The following is a 17,786-nucleotide window of genomic DNA, read 5'->3' on the forward strand; positions in this document are numbered from 1 at the left end:
GTGCGGAATAAATCGCGCCCCTGTGCCGGAGACGCAGAACCGGAAGCTTGTGTTCCGGCATTGCGTCAGCCGCACAGGGGCGCGAGGACAAGGTCGGTTCTAGTCGATGCACACTTCTTTAAGAATGTGCAGGTTGTCCAGCGCTTTGCCGGTACCCACCACAACCGTGGACAAGGGATCGTCCACAACCGTAATGGGCAACGATGTTTCTTCGCGCAGCAGCTGGTCAAGGCCCTTGAGCAGCGCGCCGCCGCCCGTGAGCACAATGCCCCTGTCAACAATATCCGCCGCCAGTTCCGGCGGGGTCTGTTCCAGGGCGATGCGCACAGCCTGTACAATGCTGTCCACCTGTTCAGAAATGGCTTTGCGCACTTCTTCAGAGGTGATGATAATATTCTGCGGAATACCCGTCACAAGGTCGCGGCCCTTGACTTCGATCTGTTGTTCCGGATCGAGCGGGTAGGCGGATGCGATCTTGATCTTGATTTCTTCAGCGGAAGATTCACCAATGAGCATGTTATACTTGCGCTTGACGTGGGTCATGATGGCTTCGTCCATCTTGTCGCCGCCCACGCGCACAGAGCGCGAATACACAATGCCCGAAAGGGAGATGACCGCCACTTCAGTAGTGCCGCCGCCGATATCCACCACCATGTTGGAAGTGGGTTCCTGAATGGGCAGATCCGCGCCAATGGCCGCTGCCATGGGTTCCTCGATGAGGTACACTTCACGTGCGCCAGCGGACTGGGCCGACTCTTTCACGGCGCGCTTTTCCACCTGGGTGATGCCCGTAGGTACGCAAATCATGATACGCGGGCGCACAAGACGCCGCGAATTGTGAACCTTGGCGATAAAGTGGCGCAGCATGGCCTCGGTAACTTCAAAGTCGGCGATAACGCCGTCTTTCATGGGGCGGATAGCCCAGATGTTGCCAGGGGTTCTGCCCAGCATGCGCTTGGCATCGTGCCCAACGGCAAGAACTACATTGTTGCCGCGCGGGTCTTTTTTGACCGCGACCACCGAGGGCTCGCGCAACACAATTCCCTGCCCCTTGACATAAACGCAGGTGTTGGCTGTGCCAAGGTCAATGGCCAGGTCATTGGAAAACAATCCTAGTGCGAAATCCAGAATTTTGGACATTACTCTAACTTGCCTCGCTGTGCTGGTGTGCTACCTTACCGTCATGTTGAAACAACTCCCGCACCCGGCGAGGCGAAGAGGCCTGGAGTGGGGGCGCTGTTGGAATTGGTAACGTCAGGCTGAAAACTGTTCTGCTAAAACTGGCATGAAGTCAAGACGGTGGACGCAGGGTTAAAATATTTGTCCCGCCGGAAGGCGCGGAAATAAGCCTTCAAGGGACGCAAACATGCAGCGCTGGCATACTCTGGCCGCTTATTATAATCGACGCTGTGGTAGCCGGGTGCAAAAAATTCCACTTGACGCCGGGGCCTCCTGCCCCAACCGCGACGGTACGCTTTCGTTTTCCGGCTGCACGTTTTGCAATGTCGATGGGTCCGGCTCGGGCCGCGCAAAACAGGGCTATTCCCTACTGCAACAGTGGAATTTGTGGCGTTCCATATATCTGCGGGACGACCCCAATACGCGCTTTATTGCATACCTGCAATCCTTCTCTAACACGTATGGGCCATCAGAACGCCTGCAACAACTGCTCCAAACGGTTCGCCAACTACCCGGCTGTTTTGGAATTGCCGTGGGAACCCGCCCCGACTGCCTTGATGACGAAAAGCTCGACCTGCTCGCAGCCCTTGATTGCGACCTCTGGCTGGAATTGGGCCTGCAAACATCCCAGGATGTCACCCTTGCCCGCATTAACCGGGGCCATACCGCAGCCAGCGCTGAAAATGCCGTGCGCATGGCCGCCGCGCGTGGTATTGCCGTATGCGCTCACCTCATGGCCGGGTTACCCGGTGAAGACGAAGGCCATTTTTTGCAAAGTCTGGAATGGGCGACTTCCCAGCCGATAAGTGGCCTCAAACTGCACAACGTTTACGTGCCCAAGGGGACGGAGCTGGCCCGCCAGTACGCCGCAGGCCAGTATCACCCCCTCTGGCGCGATGAATATGTCGACCTCCTCTGCGCCGCCCTGCCGCGCATCCCTTCACACATCGTCATCCACCGCCTCCAGAGCGACCCCGCCCCCGGTGAACTGCTGGCTCCCGCCTGGGCCAAAGACAAGCGCGGCCTGCTGGGGGATTTGCGGCGGGCGCTGGGGGCGAGGGAGTTGTGGCAAGGGAAGTTCTGCGACTCCCCCGAGGTGTGTCCGGCGGTCTTTTTGAGTGCTGGCTGCGTCAGGAGTGATTTTGCTCGGGTCGAGTACTATCAGAGTACACTCCCCTCGCAAAAATAACTCCTTCCTTGCCAGCGCCCAAAAATCCTCGCCGGACACTATCGCTGTTTCTTAGATTTCTTTCGTGTTGGCTGCGTCAGGGATGGTTTTTGTTCAGGTCGAGTACCGTAGCGCTGCTGTCTTTATCCGTAGCTTCCTTTGTCGCGCGGCAGCCGTTGCCCAAAGGGCTTACGGATGGCGACAGCGATTGCATGGAACGACTATGCCGTTGCGCATGCTGCCTTTAGGCGTAACTTCCTGTGTCGCAACGCCTAAAGCAACGGCTAAAGCGGGTACACTCCCTTCGCAAAAAACATCCCTTCCTTGCCAGAAGCGAAAAATCCTCGCCGGACACATTGGTATCTTGGGTTGGTGAGTCTTGTATTTCAAAAGTGATTTTGCTCGGGTCGAGTACCATTGGAGTACACTCCCCTCACAAAAAGCCACACTTCCTTGCCAGCGCCCAAAAAGGCCGCCGGACACTATCGTTGGCTCTGGTTATTTGTCGCGTAGGCTGAGCCAGGGGGCGTTTTGTTCAACCGGCAGCATGAACGCCCCTGCTGGCTCCGCGCAGCATAGTTAGCAAATCTCCGAGTTTTTTCTGTTCAAAAAACTCCACACCGCTGTAATATTATAAGGTTGTCATGCTGGAGCTGTTCTGCGGCGTATGGACATTTATTTGGCTTTGTGCTGGTATACCAGTTATGAAGCAGACAAACACCAAGGCATCTTCCACAGCGTATGAGGCCATTCGTTCCATGATCGCGCAAGGGCAGCTCAGCCCCGGCGAAGAACTGTCGGAACGCAGCCTGGCTGAAAGCCTGCAACTTGGGCGTACGCCAGTGCGCGAGGCCATCAAGGATCTGTGCAGGGAGGGCGTTCTCATGAGCGTTCCTCTGCGGGGCACCTTTGTGCAGCGCCTGTCTGTGGAAGACCTGAAAGAAATCCACGAGGTGCGCCTGGCGCTCGAAGGCATGGCCGCCAAGCTGGCGGCAGAAAAAGGCGGCAGCCCTGAACTGCGGGCCTGTCTTGCCGAACTTCAGGCCCTGCCCGATGGGCCGGAGCTTGATACCTTTGAAGCGCAGCGCATCGGCTGGGACTTTCACAAAGCCATATTTCAGGCCGCTGGAAACAAACGGCTGGCAAAACTCTATGCAGACGTGCGCGTGCAGAACTCCTTGGCCATGCAGCGCGTCAAAAATTACGATGCAGAACGGACACGCGTGGTGATTAAGGAACATATCGCCATTGGCAATGCCATTCTGGATCGCAATCAAACACTGGCTCACCAGCTTGTCTGGGATCATCTGCAAAAGGCCATGGAAACGAAACTGCGCTCACTGCTTGCAGTTCTCGGCTAAACCTGGCCGTCGGCATCACAAGACGTTTTACGTGCAAGGATCAGAGGGGGAAGAGAGGCGATGGAAATGACAAAAACCAGCAAAAAGCGGCCCATTCCGCTGCCAATTCAGATGGTGCTCGGCCTTGTTCTGGGCATTGTGTTCGGCTTTCTTGCGCCGCACTTTTCCCAGGCCCTGGCCCCGGTGGGCACGGCCTTTGTGCAGGCCATCAAAATGATCGTGGTGCCGCTGGTGTTCACGGCCATCACCCTTGGCATCTACCAGATGGGCAACAGCGCCAAGCAGTTGGGCAAGGTTTCCGTTATCAGCCTGCTCTATTTTTTCATTGCCACTGTGGTGGCAATCATCATTGGCCTTGCCCTCAACGGCATGTTCCACCCCGGCGTGGGCGTCAACCTGTCGCACACCGCAGAACTGCCCAAGAACATCAATACCACGGTCAACTGGACAAAGTTTTTTCTCGACATGATCCCCTCCAACGTGTTTGCGGCCATGTCGGGCACCAACCTCCTGCCTGTGCTGGTTTTTGCAGTGCTGCTGGGCCTTGCTCTGGCTTCCACCGGCAGCAGGGCAAAGCCTCTCGTTGACGTGCTGGACGCTCTGATGGGCGCTGTCTTCAAGCTCACGGGCTGGATCATCGCCCTGTCGCCCATTGCCATTTTTGCCATCATAGCCTGGCTGTTTTCCACGCAGGGCATGCACACCATTCTGGCCCTGCTCAAATTGGTGTTGGTCATGTACCTGGGGCTTGGCGTCTTGCTGGTGCTGTTCGCCATCTTGATGCTCTGCATCGGCGAACACCCCCTCAAGACCGCCAAAGCCGTGAGCGAGCCTGTGATTCTGGCTTTTGCCACGCGTTCGTCAGAGGCGACACTGCCTCTGCACATGGAAAAACTGGTGGAAATGGGCGTTCCCAAGGCCGTGGCCTCGGTGGTGCTGCCTCTGGGCTACGCCTTCAACCGCGACGGCTCCATCATGTATTTTGCGCTGGCCGTTGGCTTTCTGGCTGATGCCTATAACATCCCGCTGGATCCCAGCACCCTGCTTTCCATCATCGTGGTGACCACGCTTGCCAGCAAGGGCAGCGCCAACGTGCCTTCGGGCGGCCTTGTGGCCATTGCCATGGTGCTGACCACCATTGGCATTCCTGTGGAGGCTCTGGCCATCATCGCGGGCGTGGACGCTTTTCTGGACATGGGCCGTACCGCCGTCAACGTGGTCAGCAACACTGTCGCAGTGAAGCTTGTCATGCGCTGGGCGGGGATTGCCTATGAACCGACGGAAGAAACCGCCGAAGTCTAAAAGGTGAAATTCATGCCTGTAGTCGATCTGCGCAGTGATACCTTGACCGTTCCCACTGAGGCCATGCGCGCCGCCATGCGTGAGGCCGAAGTGGGCGATGACGGCCGTGTTGACGCGGAAGGGCGCGGCGGCGACCCCACAGTCAATCGGCTGGAAGATCATGCTGCCGAACTGCTGGGCAAGGAAGCCGCGCTTTTCTGCCCATCGGGAACCATGGCCAATCTCGTCGCGCTGGCTACGTGGTGCGACCGTGGTGATGCTGCGGCTCTGGAGCCGGACCTGCACGTGTTCCGCACCGAAAAGTCGCCCTTCATGGAAAAGTTCCTGGGTATTCAACCTGTGTTTTATTCGCGGGATGCAGAGGGCATGCCCGAAGTCGCCTCCTTTGCGTCCGCTTGCGTAACGCCGGGCGTCAAGCTGGCCTGTGTGGAAAACAGTCACAACTTCGGCGGCGGCATCTGCGTATCGCTGGCGCGGCAGCAGGCGCTGGCCGCTGCGGCCTGCAAGGCGGGGATTCCCGTGCATATGGACGGCGCGAGGCTGTTTAACGCAGCCGTGGCCCTTGGGGTGGACGCCGCACATCTGGCCGCCTGCGCGGACAGCGTGATGTTCTGTCTTTCCAAGGGGCTGGGCGCGCCGTTCGGTTCTGTGCTGTGCGGAACGCGCGAGTTTATCGCCAAGGCGCGTCAGACGCGCAAACTGCTTGGCGGCGGCATGCGGCAGGCGGGCATTATGGCGGCTGCCGGGCTGGTTGCCCTGCGCACGGGTATTGAGCGCCTTGCGGAAGACCACGAAAACGCCCGCCACCTCGGCGCGGCCTTGGCGGCCTATGGCGAGTTTGTGCTCACGCCTGTGCAGAGCAATATTGTGATGCTGGATATAAGCGCTTCCGGCAGGTCTTCAGAATGGTTCGAGCAGAAGCTTGCGCCTCTGGGGCTGCTGGCAAAAGGCATGGGCAAGAATCACCTGCGGCTGACAACCTACAATGGGGTGGGGCGTCAGGATATGGCGCGCGCCATTGAGGCCTTTGAGCGCTTTATGGAAGAAAACCGCGCCTTGTGGAAGTAGGGCCTGCCAGAAACTGTCGCTAAAATAAACAAAGCCGCGCCGATGGTCATTACGACTGCCGGCGCGGCTTTGTTTGCGTGTATGCTGGCTAATCTACGGTGAGAATGACGGAAAAAGCCTTGAAAAATACGGTTACAGTCTGCCCGGCCACAAGATTGATGGGGTTTTCCGGCCCACGGTTGCGCAGGGCGCAGACCTGACTGCCTTCGCCGAGGGCCACCAGAATTTCGGCCACCATTTCATCTTCCCGCACCCGTTCCACCACGCCGGTAAAGCAGTTCTCCGCCGGAGGGGAGCTTTTGGGCGAGAGTTCGCCCCCCTGCACCAGCACCCAAGGGGCTTTGATGCTGGCATTAACAAGCTTGCCCTCATTGAGGGCCAGGGTCTTGGCGCTTTCGTCCGTAATGAGCGAGGCCACACGCAGGCCGCCTGCGGTGCGCAGCACCACTTCGACCAGCAGCCCGCTTTGGCGCAATGAGGTTATGCGCCCCTGAAAGACGTTGCGCGCACTGGTTTTCATGGGTCGCTCCCTTTGCAGTTGTTCGCGCAGCAGGCGTTTGGCCTCCTGCGGGTCGCAGCGGACAATGCCGCTCTGGCCGGGCGCGGATCGCCGGCCAAGAAAAATATCCACCACGGGCAGGGGCAGGCCCTGCCTGCCCAGCTCGAGGGCGCGGGTATGGCGCAGGGCGCGGGCGCTCAAAAGGCCCTTGGGCAGGCCGCAGGCCGCGCCGCACTGTTGCAGGCAGCGGCGCACATAGCTCGCGTCGCAGCGCATGAGTTCGCGGGTTTCAGGAAACAGCGCCGGGTCTTCCAGCACGCGCCTGAGGCGGCGGCTGATGGTAAGCGGCAGGGGAACCTCGCGCCCGGGGGCATCATTACTGCCCGGCACATGGATAACGCCGTCCTGAAAATCAAGATGCGAGGGCATGATCTCAAAAATTTCCACAAGTCGCAGGGCCGCATAACGCAACAGCATGAAAATCAGCCACATGCGCAGGCGGGGGCGTTTTTCGCGCGGGCCACGGGCAGCGCTGGCCCGTTCCCACAGCCATGTTTCCACGGCCAGAAGCTCGCGCGGGCTGATGCGTCCTGTATCCTGCAGCAGAGCGGCAGAGTCCCGCCGCATAAGGCGTTGGCGCAGCCATGCCCTGTCTGCGGAAGAGAGGGAGCGCAAAAGCGCGGCCATTTCCTCACGGTTTTTGTTTTTTTCCATGCTGATTCCCGTCAGTTTTCCTACCTTATACAAGTAAAACCCTTTTGTTGTACAGTGTTCACGCTTTCATTAAAAAACGTGACTGTATTGCTCGCCTTCAAGGGTTCTGTACTGTTGGCGTACAAACCGCGCTTCTGGCGCACGGAGGAATTTCATGAAAAAGACTGTATCCGCTCGTGGGGCCTTTTGCCGCATAGCTTTGGCGCTGGGTTGCGTGGCCTTGCTCAGCCTTCCCGTTCAGGCTGCGGAAATAACCGTTTCTGCCGCAGCCAGCCTTACCAATGCCTTTAACGAAATCAAAGGCGTGTTTGAAAAGAAGCACACGGGCTTGCAGGTGCACACCAATTATGCTGCCTCCAATCCGCTGCTCAAACAGATTCAGGAAGGCGCACCCGTAGACGTTTTTGCCTCTGCCGACCAGGGCACCATGGACAAGGCCGTGGCCGCCAAGGTTGTCGACCCCGCTACGCGCAAGGATTTTGCGCTCAACGACCTCGTGCTTATCGTGCCCGCTGGCTCCAAAAAGCCCGCCAAGCTTGAAGACATCAAGGCCTTCAAGCGCGTTGCCATCGGTAATCCCGATTCCGTGCCTGCCGGGCGTTACACCAAGGACGCGCTGAACACCGCCAAATTGTGGGAAGCCGTGCAGCCCCAGCTTATCCTGGGCAACAGCGTACGTCAGGTGCTGGACTATGTGGCCCGTGGCGAAGTTGATGCAGGTTTTGTTTACCGCACCGATGCCAAACAGCTGGCGGAAAAGGTTGAAGTGGTCATGATTGTGGAAGGTCATGATCCCGTGAGCTATCCTATCGCCGTGGCCACCACTGGCAAGGATGCCAAGATGGGCCAGGAATTTCTGAACTTTGTGCTTTCGCCTGAAGGTCAGGCCGTGCTTGCCAAGTACGGTTTCTCCAAGCCGTAGTGCATGGAGGCGTGGTCCGTGCCCTTGCGTACCGGCCTGCAATGATGGATTGTGTTTACTGGCGGTTGCCGTTTTGGCAGAAGCGGCAACCGCCTTCATTATTTTTTTACGCATCAACGGATCCGGTCGGCGGCAGGGGGCAGAGTTGGAAATGGATTTTGACCTAGCGTTTATCTGGAGCCCGCTGGAGCTTTCGTTGCGCGTGGCAGGAGCGGCTACGGCTGTTTCCTTTGTTGTGGCAACACTGGCGGCCTGGCGGCTGGCCCGCAAAAAAGGTCCCATGCCCGCCCTGCTGGACGCCCTGTGCTCGTTGCCGCTGGTGCTGCCCCCAACTGTGCTGGGCTACTATCTCATCTTGTTGGTGGGGCGGCGCGGCGTTTTTGGGCATGGACTGGCGGAACTGGGCATCAACCTGATTTTTTCCTGGCAGGGGGCTGTGGTTGCAGCCACTGTTGTGGTGTTCCCGCTTATCTACAAGTCAGCCCGCGCGGCGCTGGAGCAGGTGGACAAACATCTGGAAGACGCGGCCCGCACGCTTGGGGCCTCGGAATGGAGGGTGTTTATCAGCGTGTCGCTGCCATTGGCCTGGAAAGGTATTTTTGCGGGCATCATGCTGGCCTTTGCGCGCGGCATGGGCGAATTTGGCGCAACCCTGATGATTGCGGGCAATATCCCCGGCAAGACCCAGACCCTGGCTCTTGCCATCTACGATGCCTTTCAGGCGGGCAATGACCTCCAGGCCTCCTGGCTTGTGTTCATTACCTCCGCCGTGTGCGTGACCTTGCTGATGGCGGCGGAGCTGCTTGTGAAACTCAAGAGGCGGCGCAGATGATCTCGTTGCGGCTGGTAAAAAGTTTCAGGAACGGGGTTACGCCCTTCAATCTGGATGTGCGCTACGACATCGGCGACGAACACAAGTGCGCGGTGCTTTTTGGCCCTTCCGGTTCCGGCAAATCGCTGACCATGCAGTGTCTGGCGGGGCTGACAAAGCCCGACGCAGGCCACATCCGTATCGGCGACTGCACGTTGTACGATGCTGCGCAGGGCGTGTTTATTTCTGTGCAGAAGCGGCGTATCGGCTACATGTTTCAGGATTACGCCCTGTTTCCGCACCTGAGCCTGTTGCAGAACGTGGCCTATCCGCGCACGGGCTGCTGGCCCTGGAAGGTGCGCGGCGAGGAGCGTGACAAGGCGCAGGCCATGCTGGAACGTTTGGGCATCGGGCATCTGGCGGCCCATCTGCCCTCGCAGATATCCGGCGGGCAGCGGCAGCGCGCAGCTCTGGCCCGCGCCCTTAATGCAGACCCGTTGCTTCTGCTGCTTGACGAGCCTTTTTCTGCGCTTGATCCCCTGCTGCGCGAACGCCTGCGCGAAGAACTGCTCGAACTGATGGATGACCTGACCATCCCTGCCGTGATTATCAGCCACGATCCTGACGATGTGGATACCTTTGCGGGCGGGCTTGTGCTCTATGACCGGGGCGGCGCGCGCACGGTGCCGGACTATGCCGATCTGCGCAAGGATTTTGCCACAGCGGGCAAGTGCCTGCGGCATTTGCAGGAGCAGGCCTGGGTCTGATCGACCTGACGGCGTATGGCTCCTTTAAACGGATCTAAAGAAATATCCGGTGGGGCAGTCTGTGGGATAAAGCCGGGGGTGATGCGCAGCAGACCAGGCTACAGCACTTCCTGCGAGGCTTTTGATGCACGTTTGGCCATGTAAAGTTCGCTGTCTGCCCGTTTGAGCGCATCTTCAACAGTCTCGCTCGCGCAGTGCCATGTGGCGTGCCCTATGCTGATGCCGATGCGCAGCATGAGGCCGTCAATGGAAATGGGGGCTCCCACATCCTCGCGGATGCGGCTGATGGTGCGCAGTATGTCTGGCGTGCCCCTGGTATGGCCGAGCAGGGCCAGAAACTCGTCGCCCCCCAGCCGCACCAGCACATCATCCTTGCGCAGACAGCGCGTAAGGCGCTGCCCCAGAATGGTCAGCACAGCATCGCCCACATGGTGTCCGTGCGCATCGTTGATTGGTTTAAAGCCGTCCAGATCCATGTACAGCAGCTCAACCAGCCCCTGGCTTTGCGCCAGGCTGGGCATGGCTTCGTCAATGCGCGCGGCCAGTCCGTGCCTGTTCAGCAGGCCTGTGAGGGCATCGCGCTCTGCGGTATGCTGGATACGGTTCCGGTCTTTTTCTGTGCGGGTGAGGTTTTCAACCAGGGTGGACAGGGAGGCTGAAAGCACTTCAATTTCGCGTATGCCCCTGTTGCGCGGAATGGTAACGCGTTCGCCCCGGCTGAGCCGGTCTGCGGCGGCGGTAAGCGCCTTGAGGGGGGCAATGGTGCGCTGGGCGATGTATCCGGCAACCAGCGCAAACAGCACCGCAAGCAAGAGGCCAGCCACAAGAATGCGCGCCACAAGGCGACGCACGGGTTCGTAGGCGGCATCCAGCGATTGCCGCGCCACCACGCTCCACTGCAAGCCATCGTAGTCTTTAAATCCCGTGCAGCTTACTGCCGCAGTGAGGTAAGCAATGCCATCGGGCCATGTTTCCACGGCCCAGGCCGAAGTGGAGTGTTCAAGTTCTTGCAGCAGGGGCAAGGCCAGCGGTTTTTCATTGTTGTCGCCGCCCAGGATGACACCGCCGTCTGCACCGAGAACCATGATCTTGGTGTTGGTATCCGAGCCTTCGCCCGAAAGGATGAATTCCTCCACCTCTCTGGCCCATGCCCAGCTCAGATGGGCTACCAGAACCCAGTCTTTCAGCTCGCCCTCGCCAATGGGCATGCTGATATCCACAAATTTCATCGGGGCATTTTCTGGGTGGGGCAGCAGTTGGGCAAGCAGGGTGGCTTTGCGCACGTCACCCACAAAAAGGCCGTTTTTGCCCTGGCGGAAGATGGCGCAGATGGAAAGATCGGTTCCCTCCAGCACGCCATCGGTGGCGACCAGAACCATGCCCTGAGGATTCATGAGTCCGATCCAGGCAAAGGCGGGCATGGTGTCCTGCAATCTGTTCACGGCGATGGATAGTTTTTTCATATCCCCGCCGATCAGCCCCACAGTGTGGCGCAGGGTGCCAACCTCCTTGATCCAGAACCACATGGACTGATCAAGGGCCTTGGCAAGGGATTGCACGCGGTTGGTCAGCAGCAGGCCGCGTTCGTAGCGGGCCTCGCTGCTGGCTTCGCGCCCGGTTATGGCCGCAAGAAAGCATGATGACAGCAGGATAAGCAGCGTGAATGCCTCAATAAACTGCGTCTTGAGGCTGCGCGTGAATATGCGCATGGCTCCTCCTGCGAAGGGATGGCAGAAAAGCTGACAGGGTATAATGATGATTATGAAAGCATACAGAAAATCAGGAAATAGGCAATGGCCAATTGTCCGCGCGCTGCCTTTGACAGGAAACTAAAAAGGGGGGGTGCAGACGCAATGCACCCCCCTTTTGCTATAGGGTTTGAGGAGAAGATGTTATTGGGGTTTGTTTAAGAGAGAGATCGCTTAGGCCGGGTTGCCCAGCGCCGCTTCTTTGCGGTTGCGCTTTTGCCCGCGCCACATGCCGCCAAGGATCATGCCCGCGCCAACAAGCAATCCGGCGCACATGGTTATGAAGCTCACGACCTTGAGCAGATAGAGAATCCCTGGGCCCATCTGGATAAGCCCCAGCGCGTTGAGGTAGCCCGGCAGGGCGACTATGCGGCTTGCGGCAACAATGAGCATGATGGCGGCCATAACGTACTTGATCATGATGGGCTTGACGTAGGTGGTGCCGATGGCCCCAAGCTGCACGCCGAGCAGGGAGCCAGCCAGGATGATAAAGACGAGGCGGATGTCTATCATGCCGTGCATGGCCCAGTTGACCGAGCCGCACAGGCCCATGACAAAGGCCGTGACCAGTTCCGTGCCTGATGCAATGAGTCCGGGTACGCCGATCACATAGATAAGCCCCGGTACGCCCACAAATCCGCCCACGGCAATGGTGGCAGCCAGCATGCCGGTGGCAATGCCCACGGGCAGGGTAAACCACAGAGAAATGCGCAAGCCGGATTTGGGAAAGGACATCATGGGGGGCAGGTTGATGGCCTGCAACTTTTGGGCAAGGGGCGGCGTGCTTTCGTCATCCTCCTTGCCGGAGTGGCTGGAGTGCAGGGCATCCTTGAGAATATAGCTGCCCACCACAACAAGAACCACCACAAAGGAAACGCTGACGTAAAGATCAGACCCGGCCTGGCCCCACTTTTCCAGAATAAAACGCTGAATGCGGATGCCAATCTGTACGCCTATGCCAGCTGTGGCGGCGATAACCATGCCCAGTTTTACATCCACCTGACCGAAGCGGTAGCGCTTGATGGCGCCCACCATGGCCTTGGGGAACTTGTGGCACATATTGCTGGCAACAGCCACGGCGCCGGGCACACCCAGGCCCATCATGCCCGGCGTGAGAATAAAGGCCCCGCCGGAACCGATAAAGCCGCTTACAAGCCCGCCCACAAATCCCACGGCCAGCAGAAAGGCCACAGAAACGGGCGTGAGTGCGATGAACTGGGACGGGTCAAGACTGAGCAGATCCATGTTACCTCCGGCTGGCGAATTACCTGGGCGTACTGTTGTGTGCTGGCGTAAGGCCAAACATGCCGCCGCCATGCCGCCGCTGAACAAAAAAATTGAGCCGGGCGGCGCGGCCCGGACTTGTGAAAAACGGTCGGTTAGCCGTGAACCACGGCCGTGGTGTCCAGCCGGGGAGCCGGTGCGGCACTCTGACGGGGGGCAGCCTTTGCGGTGGATTGCGCGTTCTTTTTTTGCACGCCGGTAATACCGCACAATTCCCAGAGCGCGCCGGCAAAGTGACCATGCACGTATGAGAGCAGCAGCACCGAGGCGATGGGCAGGGCTGTCCACAGGCCACCCTTGGCGCACAAGGCGGCAAAGGCATCGGCGTTGCTAAAAGCCAGCAGGTAAATGAGAATGCTGCCCGCGCCATAAAGCAGGGTCTGCTTCAGCGCCGTGTTTTCGCGCTTGCCGTTCAGAGTCCACAAATCGTCTGTCCAGCCGGATTGCCCGGCATCGGCATATGCCACAGCGGTAAACCAGTTTTCCATCGTTTTTTGCAGGGTGTTCATGTCGGCCTCCTGCGCTTGCGATTACAACTATTGTGCCAAAAAGTTCAATGTATAACATGCTGAATTTATATGATTTTATGTATCGTGTGCTGCGCGCCACGCTGCCCATGGACTGTTTCATTCTGACATGTTCAAGCGGATAAGGTCTGCAAGTTGTTGCAGGACAGGGCTTGTCAGCTTTGTTTTATTTTTATACGCTGTTGCAAATTGAAACGGCGACGGGCGCAGGTGTAAACTTTTGCGCCTGCGGGGGTGAAGCATGCTTCCGCATTTATCTGTCTGGCATACCATTCGCGGCAAGATTGCCGTGGGCACGGGCCTGTTCTTGGTCATGTTGCTGCTTTTGGGCGGCATCGCCTGTTATGATCTGGGGCGCATCGACAGGGCGGCCCGACTGATCGACATGGTGGACGACCTGCGCAGCGACGTGCTCGAGATGCGCAGGTACGAAAAAAACCTGCAACTTTTCCCCGGCAGAAAGGGCGACCTGCTTGCCCTGCGCAGTTTTGTGGAGCTGGCGCGGGAGCGGGCCACATCTGTGGGGCAGGATTATAACGCAGCCATGGGCCGCCGGGTGGGCGATGGCGCGCACCATAATCTTGACCTGCTGCTGGAAGGCTTCGGCACCTATGAGGCCCTGCTGGAAGATCAGCCCACAGACGGCGCAGCGCTCACCGATCAAGGGCAGCGCCTGAGCGAGCTGGCTGATTCGGCGGTGCGGCGCATGCGTCAGGGCATTTTTGCCGCCGTGGGGGATCTGCGCACCCAGATGCTGGGGGCCATTGCTGCCTTGCTGGCCTGCGGGGTGGCTTTTGCATGGCTTATCGGCAGGCAGATCATGCGCGCCCTTGGGGCCATTGAAAGCGCCGCCCGCAACGTTGGCGCGGGCATGCCCTTGCCGCCGCCCCCGCCGCAGCTTGAGGAAGAAGCGCGGCATGTGCTCCAGACGCTTGACGGCATGGCGGCGGAGCTGGAAAAGCGCCACTCCCTGCTGTTGCAGGAAAAAAAGTTGGCTTCTCTTGGTGTGCTGACCTCCGGCGTGGCCCACCAGCTGAACAATCCCCTCAACAATATTTCCGTTGGCTGTCAGCTGCTCGGCGAGGATGTGAACGATGCCCGGCAGGGGCTGCGGCCCATGCCCACGGCTGAAGACGTGACAGCGCAGCTGGATGAAATCCAGGCCGAGGTTGTTCGTGCCCGCGATATTGTGCGCGGCCTGCTGGATTTTGCGCGCGATCGGCCCTTTACCGTTGCCCTGCATGATCTTTCCGGCCTTGTGCGCAGGGCTGTTGGCCTTGTGCGGCACGACATGGGCGCAACGGTACAGATTACAGTGGACGTGCCTGAAGGGCTGCAACTGCCCGTGGATGCCCAGCGCATGCAGGAGGTGCTTATCAACCTTCTGCTCAATGCGGCACAGGCCATGAATGGCAAGGGTGAAGTGCATATCACCGCCTCTGTGGACGAACTGGCGGGTATGGCAGAGCTGCGCGTGCGCGACTCTGGCAAGGGTATTGAACCCGAGAATCTTGGCCGGGTGTTTGATCCCTTTTTCAGCCTCAAGCCCGTGGGCGAAGGGACGGGCCTTGGGCTGTCCATAGCCTTTGGCATTGTGGGCAAGCACAACGGGAAGCTCGAAGTGCAGAGCCAACCGGGGCAAGGGGCGTGTTTTACCGTGCGGCTGCCCCTTGCGGAACGGCATGACGCAGACGGTTCAGGAGCAGAGACATGACTACGGAACGGTTCCGGCTTTCGGAGCAATCACCTGCGCAGGCAAACCCCGGCGAAGCTCGGCACGGCCACGGGCTTGACGCCGCGCAGCGGGCTGGCGGCGGTGGCCGGTTGCTGATCATTGACGATGAGCGCATGGCCCGCGCCAACCTTGCGCGCGCCCTGGAGCGCGGAGGGCATGAATCGGCCCAGGCTGGCAGCGGCGAAGAAGGCCTGAAACTGCTGGCCGAGCAGGATTTTGACGTGGTCATTACTGATATTGCCATGGCGGGCATGAACGGTATGGAGGTGCTCAAGGCGGTACGCTCGCGCAAGCCGGATGTGGAAGTCATCATGGTCACGGGCTACCCCATGATTGAAAGCGCCGTGGAGGCCATGCGGCTTGGGGCATTTCATTATCTGGCAAAGCCCTACTCGCTGGAAGAAGCGCGCATGCTGGTGGCGCGGGCGCTGGAAAAGCGCCGTCTGCGGCAGCAGGTCGCCCAGATGCGGGCCCAGCTTGAGGCCAGCGGCTCTGTGCCGGAAATGGTGGGCATGTCGCCAGCTATGTGTGGCCTGAGGCAGGCGCTCATGCGTCTGGCCCCCACAGATGTGGCTGTGCTACTGCAAGGTGAAACAGGTACGGGCAAGGAGCTGGCTGCTCGCACCATGCACGCCCAGAGCCAGCGGGCGCGGCGGCGTTTTTTGGCGATCAACTGCGGCGCGCTCTCGCCGGAGCTGCTTGAGAGCGAACTTTTTGGACATGAGCAGGGGGCCTTTTCCGGCGCGGTGCGGCGCAAAGAAGGCCTGTTTGAAGCCGCCAGCGGAGGTACGCTGTTTCTGGACGAGATGGGTGAAATGCCGGCGGGCATGCAGGTCAAGCTGCTGCGTGTTCTGCAGGAGCAGAACCTGCGCCGCGTGGGCGGCACCGTGGATATACCCGTGGACGTGCGCATCATCGCCGCCACCAACCGCAACCTTAAGGAAGAGGTGGAGGCAGGGCGCTTCCGGCGTGATCTGTATTACCGCGTGGCCGTGGTAACGCAGGAGCTGCCGCCCCTGCGCAGCAGGGCAGAGGACATCCCACTGCTGGCGCGGTTTTTTCTTGCGCGGCTGGCGGAGCAGGGCGGGGCCGTGCCGCTGGAGATTGAAGATGACGCCCTTGATGCGCTGCGGCAGTATCCCTTCCCCGGCAACGTGCGCGAACTTGCCAATATTCTCGAGCGGGCGGCGGTTTTTTGTCCGCCGGGCGGCAGCATAAGTCTGGCGCATCTGCCGCCGGAAGTTTCCGAGGCTGCGGCCCGCCTGCCAGCCCGCGATCCCGTCTTTTCTTCTGCTGTTGCCGCCCGGCAAGAGCCTGCCGAGGCTGCAACCCCAGTCTGCCCCCAGGCAACAACGCCAGGTGCATCGGTGCCCGCCGCGCCAGCATCGGGCGTATCAACGCCGCTTGTTCCGCTGGCAGAGATGGAAAAACAGCACATCCTGCACGCCCTTGAACTGGCGGGCGACAACCGCACTCTGGCCGCAGACATGCTGGGCATCAGCCGATCATCCCTGTGGCGCAAACTCAGGGAATACGGCGTGTAACGTTGTGCTGCTCTAGCCGCAAGAACAGCCCGTGCCGTCAAACCACTTTTGCCCCAGCAGGGCATCGGCATTGCGGTCTGCAGGCTGGCGCACGGTCACCAGCATGAGGCCCGATTCCAGCTCTTCTTTTTCCATTTCAAGCCCTGTCACCAGCGCAAAGCTGGGCAGCCAGCGCGGTTCGTGGTCGCACTTGATCTGCAACTGCTCAAAGGGCGCGGTTTCAACAAATACCAAGATGGATTCTCTGGCTGTGAACAGAGGGTCGGTCAGCTTGGCCTCGCACATGTCCAGAAAAAAACGCCCCGGTGCTATTTCTCGCGGTCTGCTTGTGGGCAGCATGCCGCACTGTGGGCGGGTCGCCTGCTGTACTGCGGCCAACACCCCCTTGCGCACTCCTTCCAGAGCTTCTGCCTCAAATCTGTCCATCATACAGATGTAAAATCCCATCTTGTCCAGCACACCGTAGGGCGCGCCATGGTCTTCCGCACCCACCACAATGCGGCAATCTCCCAGATTGGCGGCCAGTGTTTGCATCTGTTCGCGCAGTTCGCTCAAACCAGCGCCTTGGGTCAGGCTGAAACTGTGCCTTTTGCCTTCGCTCCAGTTGTGTTCCCCCCGCACATACACCGCCACCGCACTGGCCGCTGTGGGCGCTGCCAGCGCGCCTGAATCATCGTGAAAAACCGCAATCCGCGAGCCGTCGAGTAAACCTTGCATATGCTCTCCGTCTGTTGTGGCAGGGCCTCAAAGCAGTCCGGCCTTTCATATGCATTGCCATTGCAATATCCATGCGCTTGAAAAGATTTACAAATAACATGCTGAAATAACACTATTATTAATGTCTACATCACTGCGCGCTCTCTGCCTGCATCGGGCGCGGAGCAGGTACGTTCCACCTGCGTACAAAGTTATGACTCGATAACAAAGCGGGAGTGATTGCTGATTGTATATAAAGTTAAATAAATTAGTGTATTACAAATTTTATATATTGTTCATGGTCACGTAAATATTTGAAAGAGGGATTTAGTAATATACTGAAATTACATATGTATTTGTTAAATGTACCAATCTGTCCAAAAAAGCGGTGCTTTGTACGCTTGCGTACGCATGTTGCAAAGCGTGATTAAGCATAGTTTCCATAACTATTCGTTTTAAAA

Annotated in this window: 15 protein-coding genes; 9 read left to right on the forward strand and 6 right to left on the reverse strand. The window is 58.9% G+C overall.

All coding sequences use genetic code 11. The features are described 5' to 3' along the window. Window positions 1-99 precede the first annotated feature (99 nt). Window positions 100-1,140, reverse strand: a complete 1,041-nt coding sequence (locus JMF94_RS01815) for a rod shape-determining protein (protein WP_022659878.1) — start codon at window positions 1,138-1,140, stop codon at window positions 100-102. Between the two features lie 226 nt (window positions 1,141-1,366). On the opposite strand from JMF94_RS01815, the gene JMF94_RS01820 reads away from it, so the two are divergent. The 4 genes from JMF94_RS01820 (at window position 1,367) to JMF94_RS01835 (ending at window position 6,078) form a co-directional block, all read left to right on the forward strand. After that, window positions 1,367-2,368 (forward strand): TIGR01212 family radical SAM protein, encoded by a 1,002-nt coding sequence (locus JMF94_RS01820; RefSeq protein WP_276612804.1) that lies wholly within the window; start codon window positions 1,367-1,369, stop codon window positions 2,366-2,368. 683 nt (window positions 2,369-3,051) lie between these two features. Further along, complete coding sequence (locus tag JMF94_RS01825) at window positions 3,052-3,708, forward strand: GntR family transcriptional regulator (protein ID WP_215646848.1); 657 nt, start codon at window positions 3,052-3,054, stop codon at window positions 3,706-3,708. Window positions 3,709-3,774: 66 nt separating this feature from the next. Beyond that, window positions 3,775-5,010: a dicarboxylate/amino acid:cation symporter gene (locus JMF94_RS01830; RefSeq protein WP_240823498.1), complete on the forward strand. Its 1,236-nt coding sequence runs from the start codon at window positions 3,775-3,777 to the stop codon at window positions 5,008-5,010. 12 nt (window positions 5,011-5,022) lie between these two features. Beyond that, entirely contained in the window at window positions 5,023-6,078 is a 1,056-nt protein-coding gene (locus tag JMF94_RS01835) for a GntG family PLP-dependent aldolase (protein ID WP_240823499.1), read from the forward strand. Between the two features lie 88 nt (window positions 6,079-6,166). Here JMF94_RS01835 and JMF94_RS01840 read toward each other — a convergent pair whose 3' ends face one another. Continuing rightward, the gene (locus JMF94_RS01840; RefSeq protein ID WP_240823500.1) at window positions 6,167-7,291 is read right to left on the reverse strand and encodes a TOBE domain-containing protein; all 1,125 of its coding nucleotides are present in this window, start codon (window positions 7,289-7,291) and stop codon (window positions 6,167-6,169) included. A 154-nt stretch (window positions 7,292-7,445) separates the two neighbouring features. Between JMF94_RS01840 and modA the strand changes: the two genes are divergently transcribed. The 3 genes from modA (at window position 7,446) to JMF94_RS01855 (ending at window position 9,791) form a co-directional block, all read left to right on the forward strand. Next, window positions 7,446-8,213, forward strand: coding sequence for a molybdate ABC transporter substrate-binding protein (modA, locus tag JMF94_RS01845; protein ID WP_240823501.1), 768 nt, complete (start codon window positions 7,446-7,448; stop codon window positions 8,211-8,213). A gap of 151 nt (window positions 8,214-8,364) precedes the next feature. Continuing rightward, entirely contained in the window at window positions 8,365-9,045 is a 681-nt protein-coding gene (gene modB / locus JMF94_RS01850) for a molybdate ABC transporter permease subunit (protein ID WP_240823502.1), read from the forward strand. Further along, window positions 9,042-9,791, forward strand: coding sequence for an ATP-binding cassette domain-containing protein (locus JMF94_RS01855; protein WP_240823503.1), 750 nt, complete (start codon window positions 9,042-9,044; stop codon window positions 9,789-9,791). The genes modB and JMF94_RS01855 overlap by 4 nt, the downstream gene beginning before the upstream one ends. A gap of 98 nt (window positions 9,792-9,889) precedes the next feature. Here JMF94_RS01855 and JMF94_RS01860 read toward each other — a convergent pair whose 3' ends face one another. The 3 genes from JMF94_RS01860 to JMF94_RS01870 all read right to left on the reverse strand — a co-directional run bounded on the left by JMF94_RS01860 (window position 9,890) and on the right by JMF94_RS01870 (window position 13,332). Then, window positions 9,890-11,500 (reverse strand): GGDEF domain-containing protein, encoded by a 1,611-nt coding sequence (locus tag JMF94_RS01860; protein ID WP_240823504.1) that lies wholly within the window; start codon window positions 11,498-11,500, stop codon window positions 9,890-9,892. 213 nt (window positions 11,501-11,713) lie between these two features. After that, window positions 11,714-12,784 carry a sulfite exporter TauE/SafE family protein gene (locus tag JMF94_RS01865; RefSeq protein ID WP_240823505.1) on the reverse strand — a complete coding sequence of 357 codons (1,071 nt, stop codon included), beginning with the start codon at window positions 12,782-12,784 and terminating at the stop codon, window positions 11,714-11,716. Window positions 12,785-12,918: 134 nt separating this feature from the next. Then, on the reverse strand, window positions 12,919-13,332 hold the full coding sequence (locus JMF94_RS01870) for a hypothetical protein (RefSeq protein ID WP_240823506.1): 414 nt from the start codon (window positions 13,330-13,332) through the stop codon (window positions 12,919-12,921). A 259-nt stretch (window positions 13,333-13,591) separates the two neighbouring features. On the opposite strand from JMF94_RS01870, the gene JMF94_RS01875 reads away from it, so the two are divergent. Both JMF94_RS01875 and JMF94_RS01880 read left to right on the forward strand, forming a co-directional pair. After that, the gene (locus JMF94_RS01875; RefSeq protein ID WP_240823507.1) at window positions 13,592-15,064 is read left to right on the forward strand and encodes an ATP-binding protein; all 1,473 of its coding nucleotides are present in this window, start codon (window positions 13,592-13,594) and stop codon (window positions 15,062-15,064) included. Beyond that, window positions 15,061-16,629 (forward strand): sigma-54 dependent transcriptional regulator, encoded by a 1,569-nt coding sequence (locus tag JMF94_RS01880; RefSeq protein WP_240823508.1) that lies wholly within the window; start codon window positions 15,061-15,063, stop codon window positions 16,627-16,629. The genes JMF94_RS01875 and JMF94_RS01880 overlap by 4 nt, the downstream gene beginning before the upstream one ends. A 12-nt stretch (window positions 16,630-16,641) precedes the next feature. Here JMF94_RS01880 and JMF94_RS01885 read toward each other — a convergent pair whose 3' ends face one another. After that, window positions 16,642-17,346 (reverse strand): Fe-only nitrogenase accessory AnfO family protein, encoded by a 705-nt coding sequence (locus JMF94_RS01885; RefSeq protein ID WP_240823509.1) that lies wholly within the window; start codon window positions 17,344-17,346, stop codon window positions 16,642-16,644. Window positions 17,347-17,786: the final 440 nt, after the last annotated feature.

It is taken from the genome of Desulfovibrio sp. UIB00, from assembly GCF_022508225.1.
Classification (GTDB): Bacteria; Desulfobacterota; Desulfovibrionia; order Desulfovibrionales; family Desulfovibrionaceae; genus Desulfovibrio.

Coding starts and splice junctions, on each gene's coding strand:
- JMF94_RS01870 (WP_240823506.1), bottom strand. CDS start 13,332: ATGAACACCCTGCAAAAAACGATGGAAAACTGGTTTACCGCTGTGGCA.
- JMF94_RS01815 (WP_022659878.1), bottom strand. CDS start 1,140: ATGTCCAAAATTCTGGATTTCGCACTAGGATTGTTTTCCAATGACCTG.
- JMF94_RS01875 (WP_240823507.1), top strand. CDS start 13,592: ATGCTTCCGCATTTATCTGTCTGGCATACCATTCGCGGCAAGATTGCC.
- JMF94_RS01865 (WP_240823505.1), bottom strand. CDS start 12,784: ATGGATCTGCTCAGTCTTGACCCGTCCCAGTTCATCGCACTCACGCCC.
- JMF94_RS01880 (WP_240823508.1), top strand. CDS start 15,061: ATGACTACGGAACGGTTCCGGCTTTCGGAGCAATCACCTGCGCAGGCA.
- JMF94_RS01820 (WP_276612804.1), top strand. CDS start 1,367: ATGCAGCGCTGGCATACTCTGGCCGCTTATTATAATCGACGCTGTGGT.
- JMF94_RS01830 (WP_240823498.1), top strand. CDS start 3,775: ATGACAAAAACCAGCAAAAAGCGGCCCATTCCGCTGCCAATTCAGATG.
- JMF94_RS01855 (WP_240823503.1), top strand. CDS start 9,042: ATGATCTCGTTGCGGCTGGTAAAAAGTTTCAGGAACGGGGTTACGCCC.
- modA (WP_240823501.1), top strand. CDS start 7,446: ATGAAAAAGACTGTATCCGCTCGTGGGGCCTTTTGCCGCATAGCTTTG.
- JMF94_RS01885 (WP_240823509.1), bottom strand. CDS start 17,346: ATGCAAGGTTTACTCGACGGCTCGCGGATTGCGGTTTTTCACGATGAT.
- JMF94_RS01835 (WP_240823499.1), top strand. CDS start 5,023: ATGCCTGTAGTCGATCTGCGCAGTGATACCTTGACCGTTCCCACTGAG.
- JMF94_RS01840 (WP_240823500.1), bottom strand. CDS start 7,291: ATGGAAAAAAACAAAAACCGTGAGGAAATGGCCGCGCTTTTGCGCTCC.
- modB (WP_240823502.1), top strand. CDS start 8,365: ATGGATTTTGACCTAGCGTTTATCTGGAGCCCGCTGGAGCTTTCGTTG.
- JMF94_RS01825 (WP_215646848.1), top strand. CDS start 3,052: ATGAAGCAGACAAACACCAAGGCATCTTCCACAGCGTATGAGGCCATT.
- JMF94_RS01860 (WP_240823504.1), bottom strand. CDS start 11,500: ATGCGCATATTCACGCGCAGCCTCAAGACGCAGTTTATTGAGGCATTC.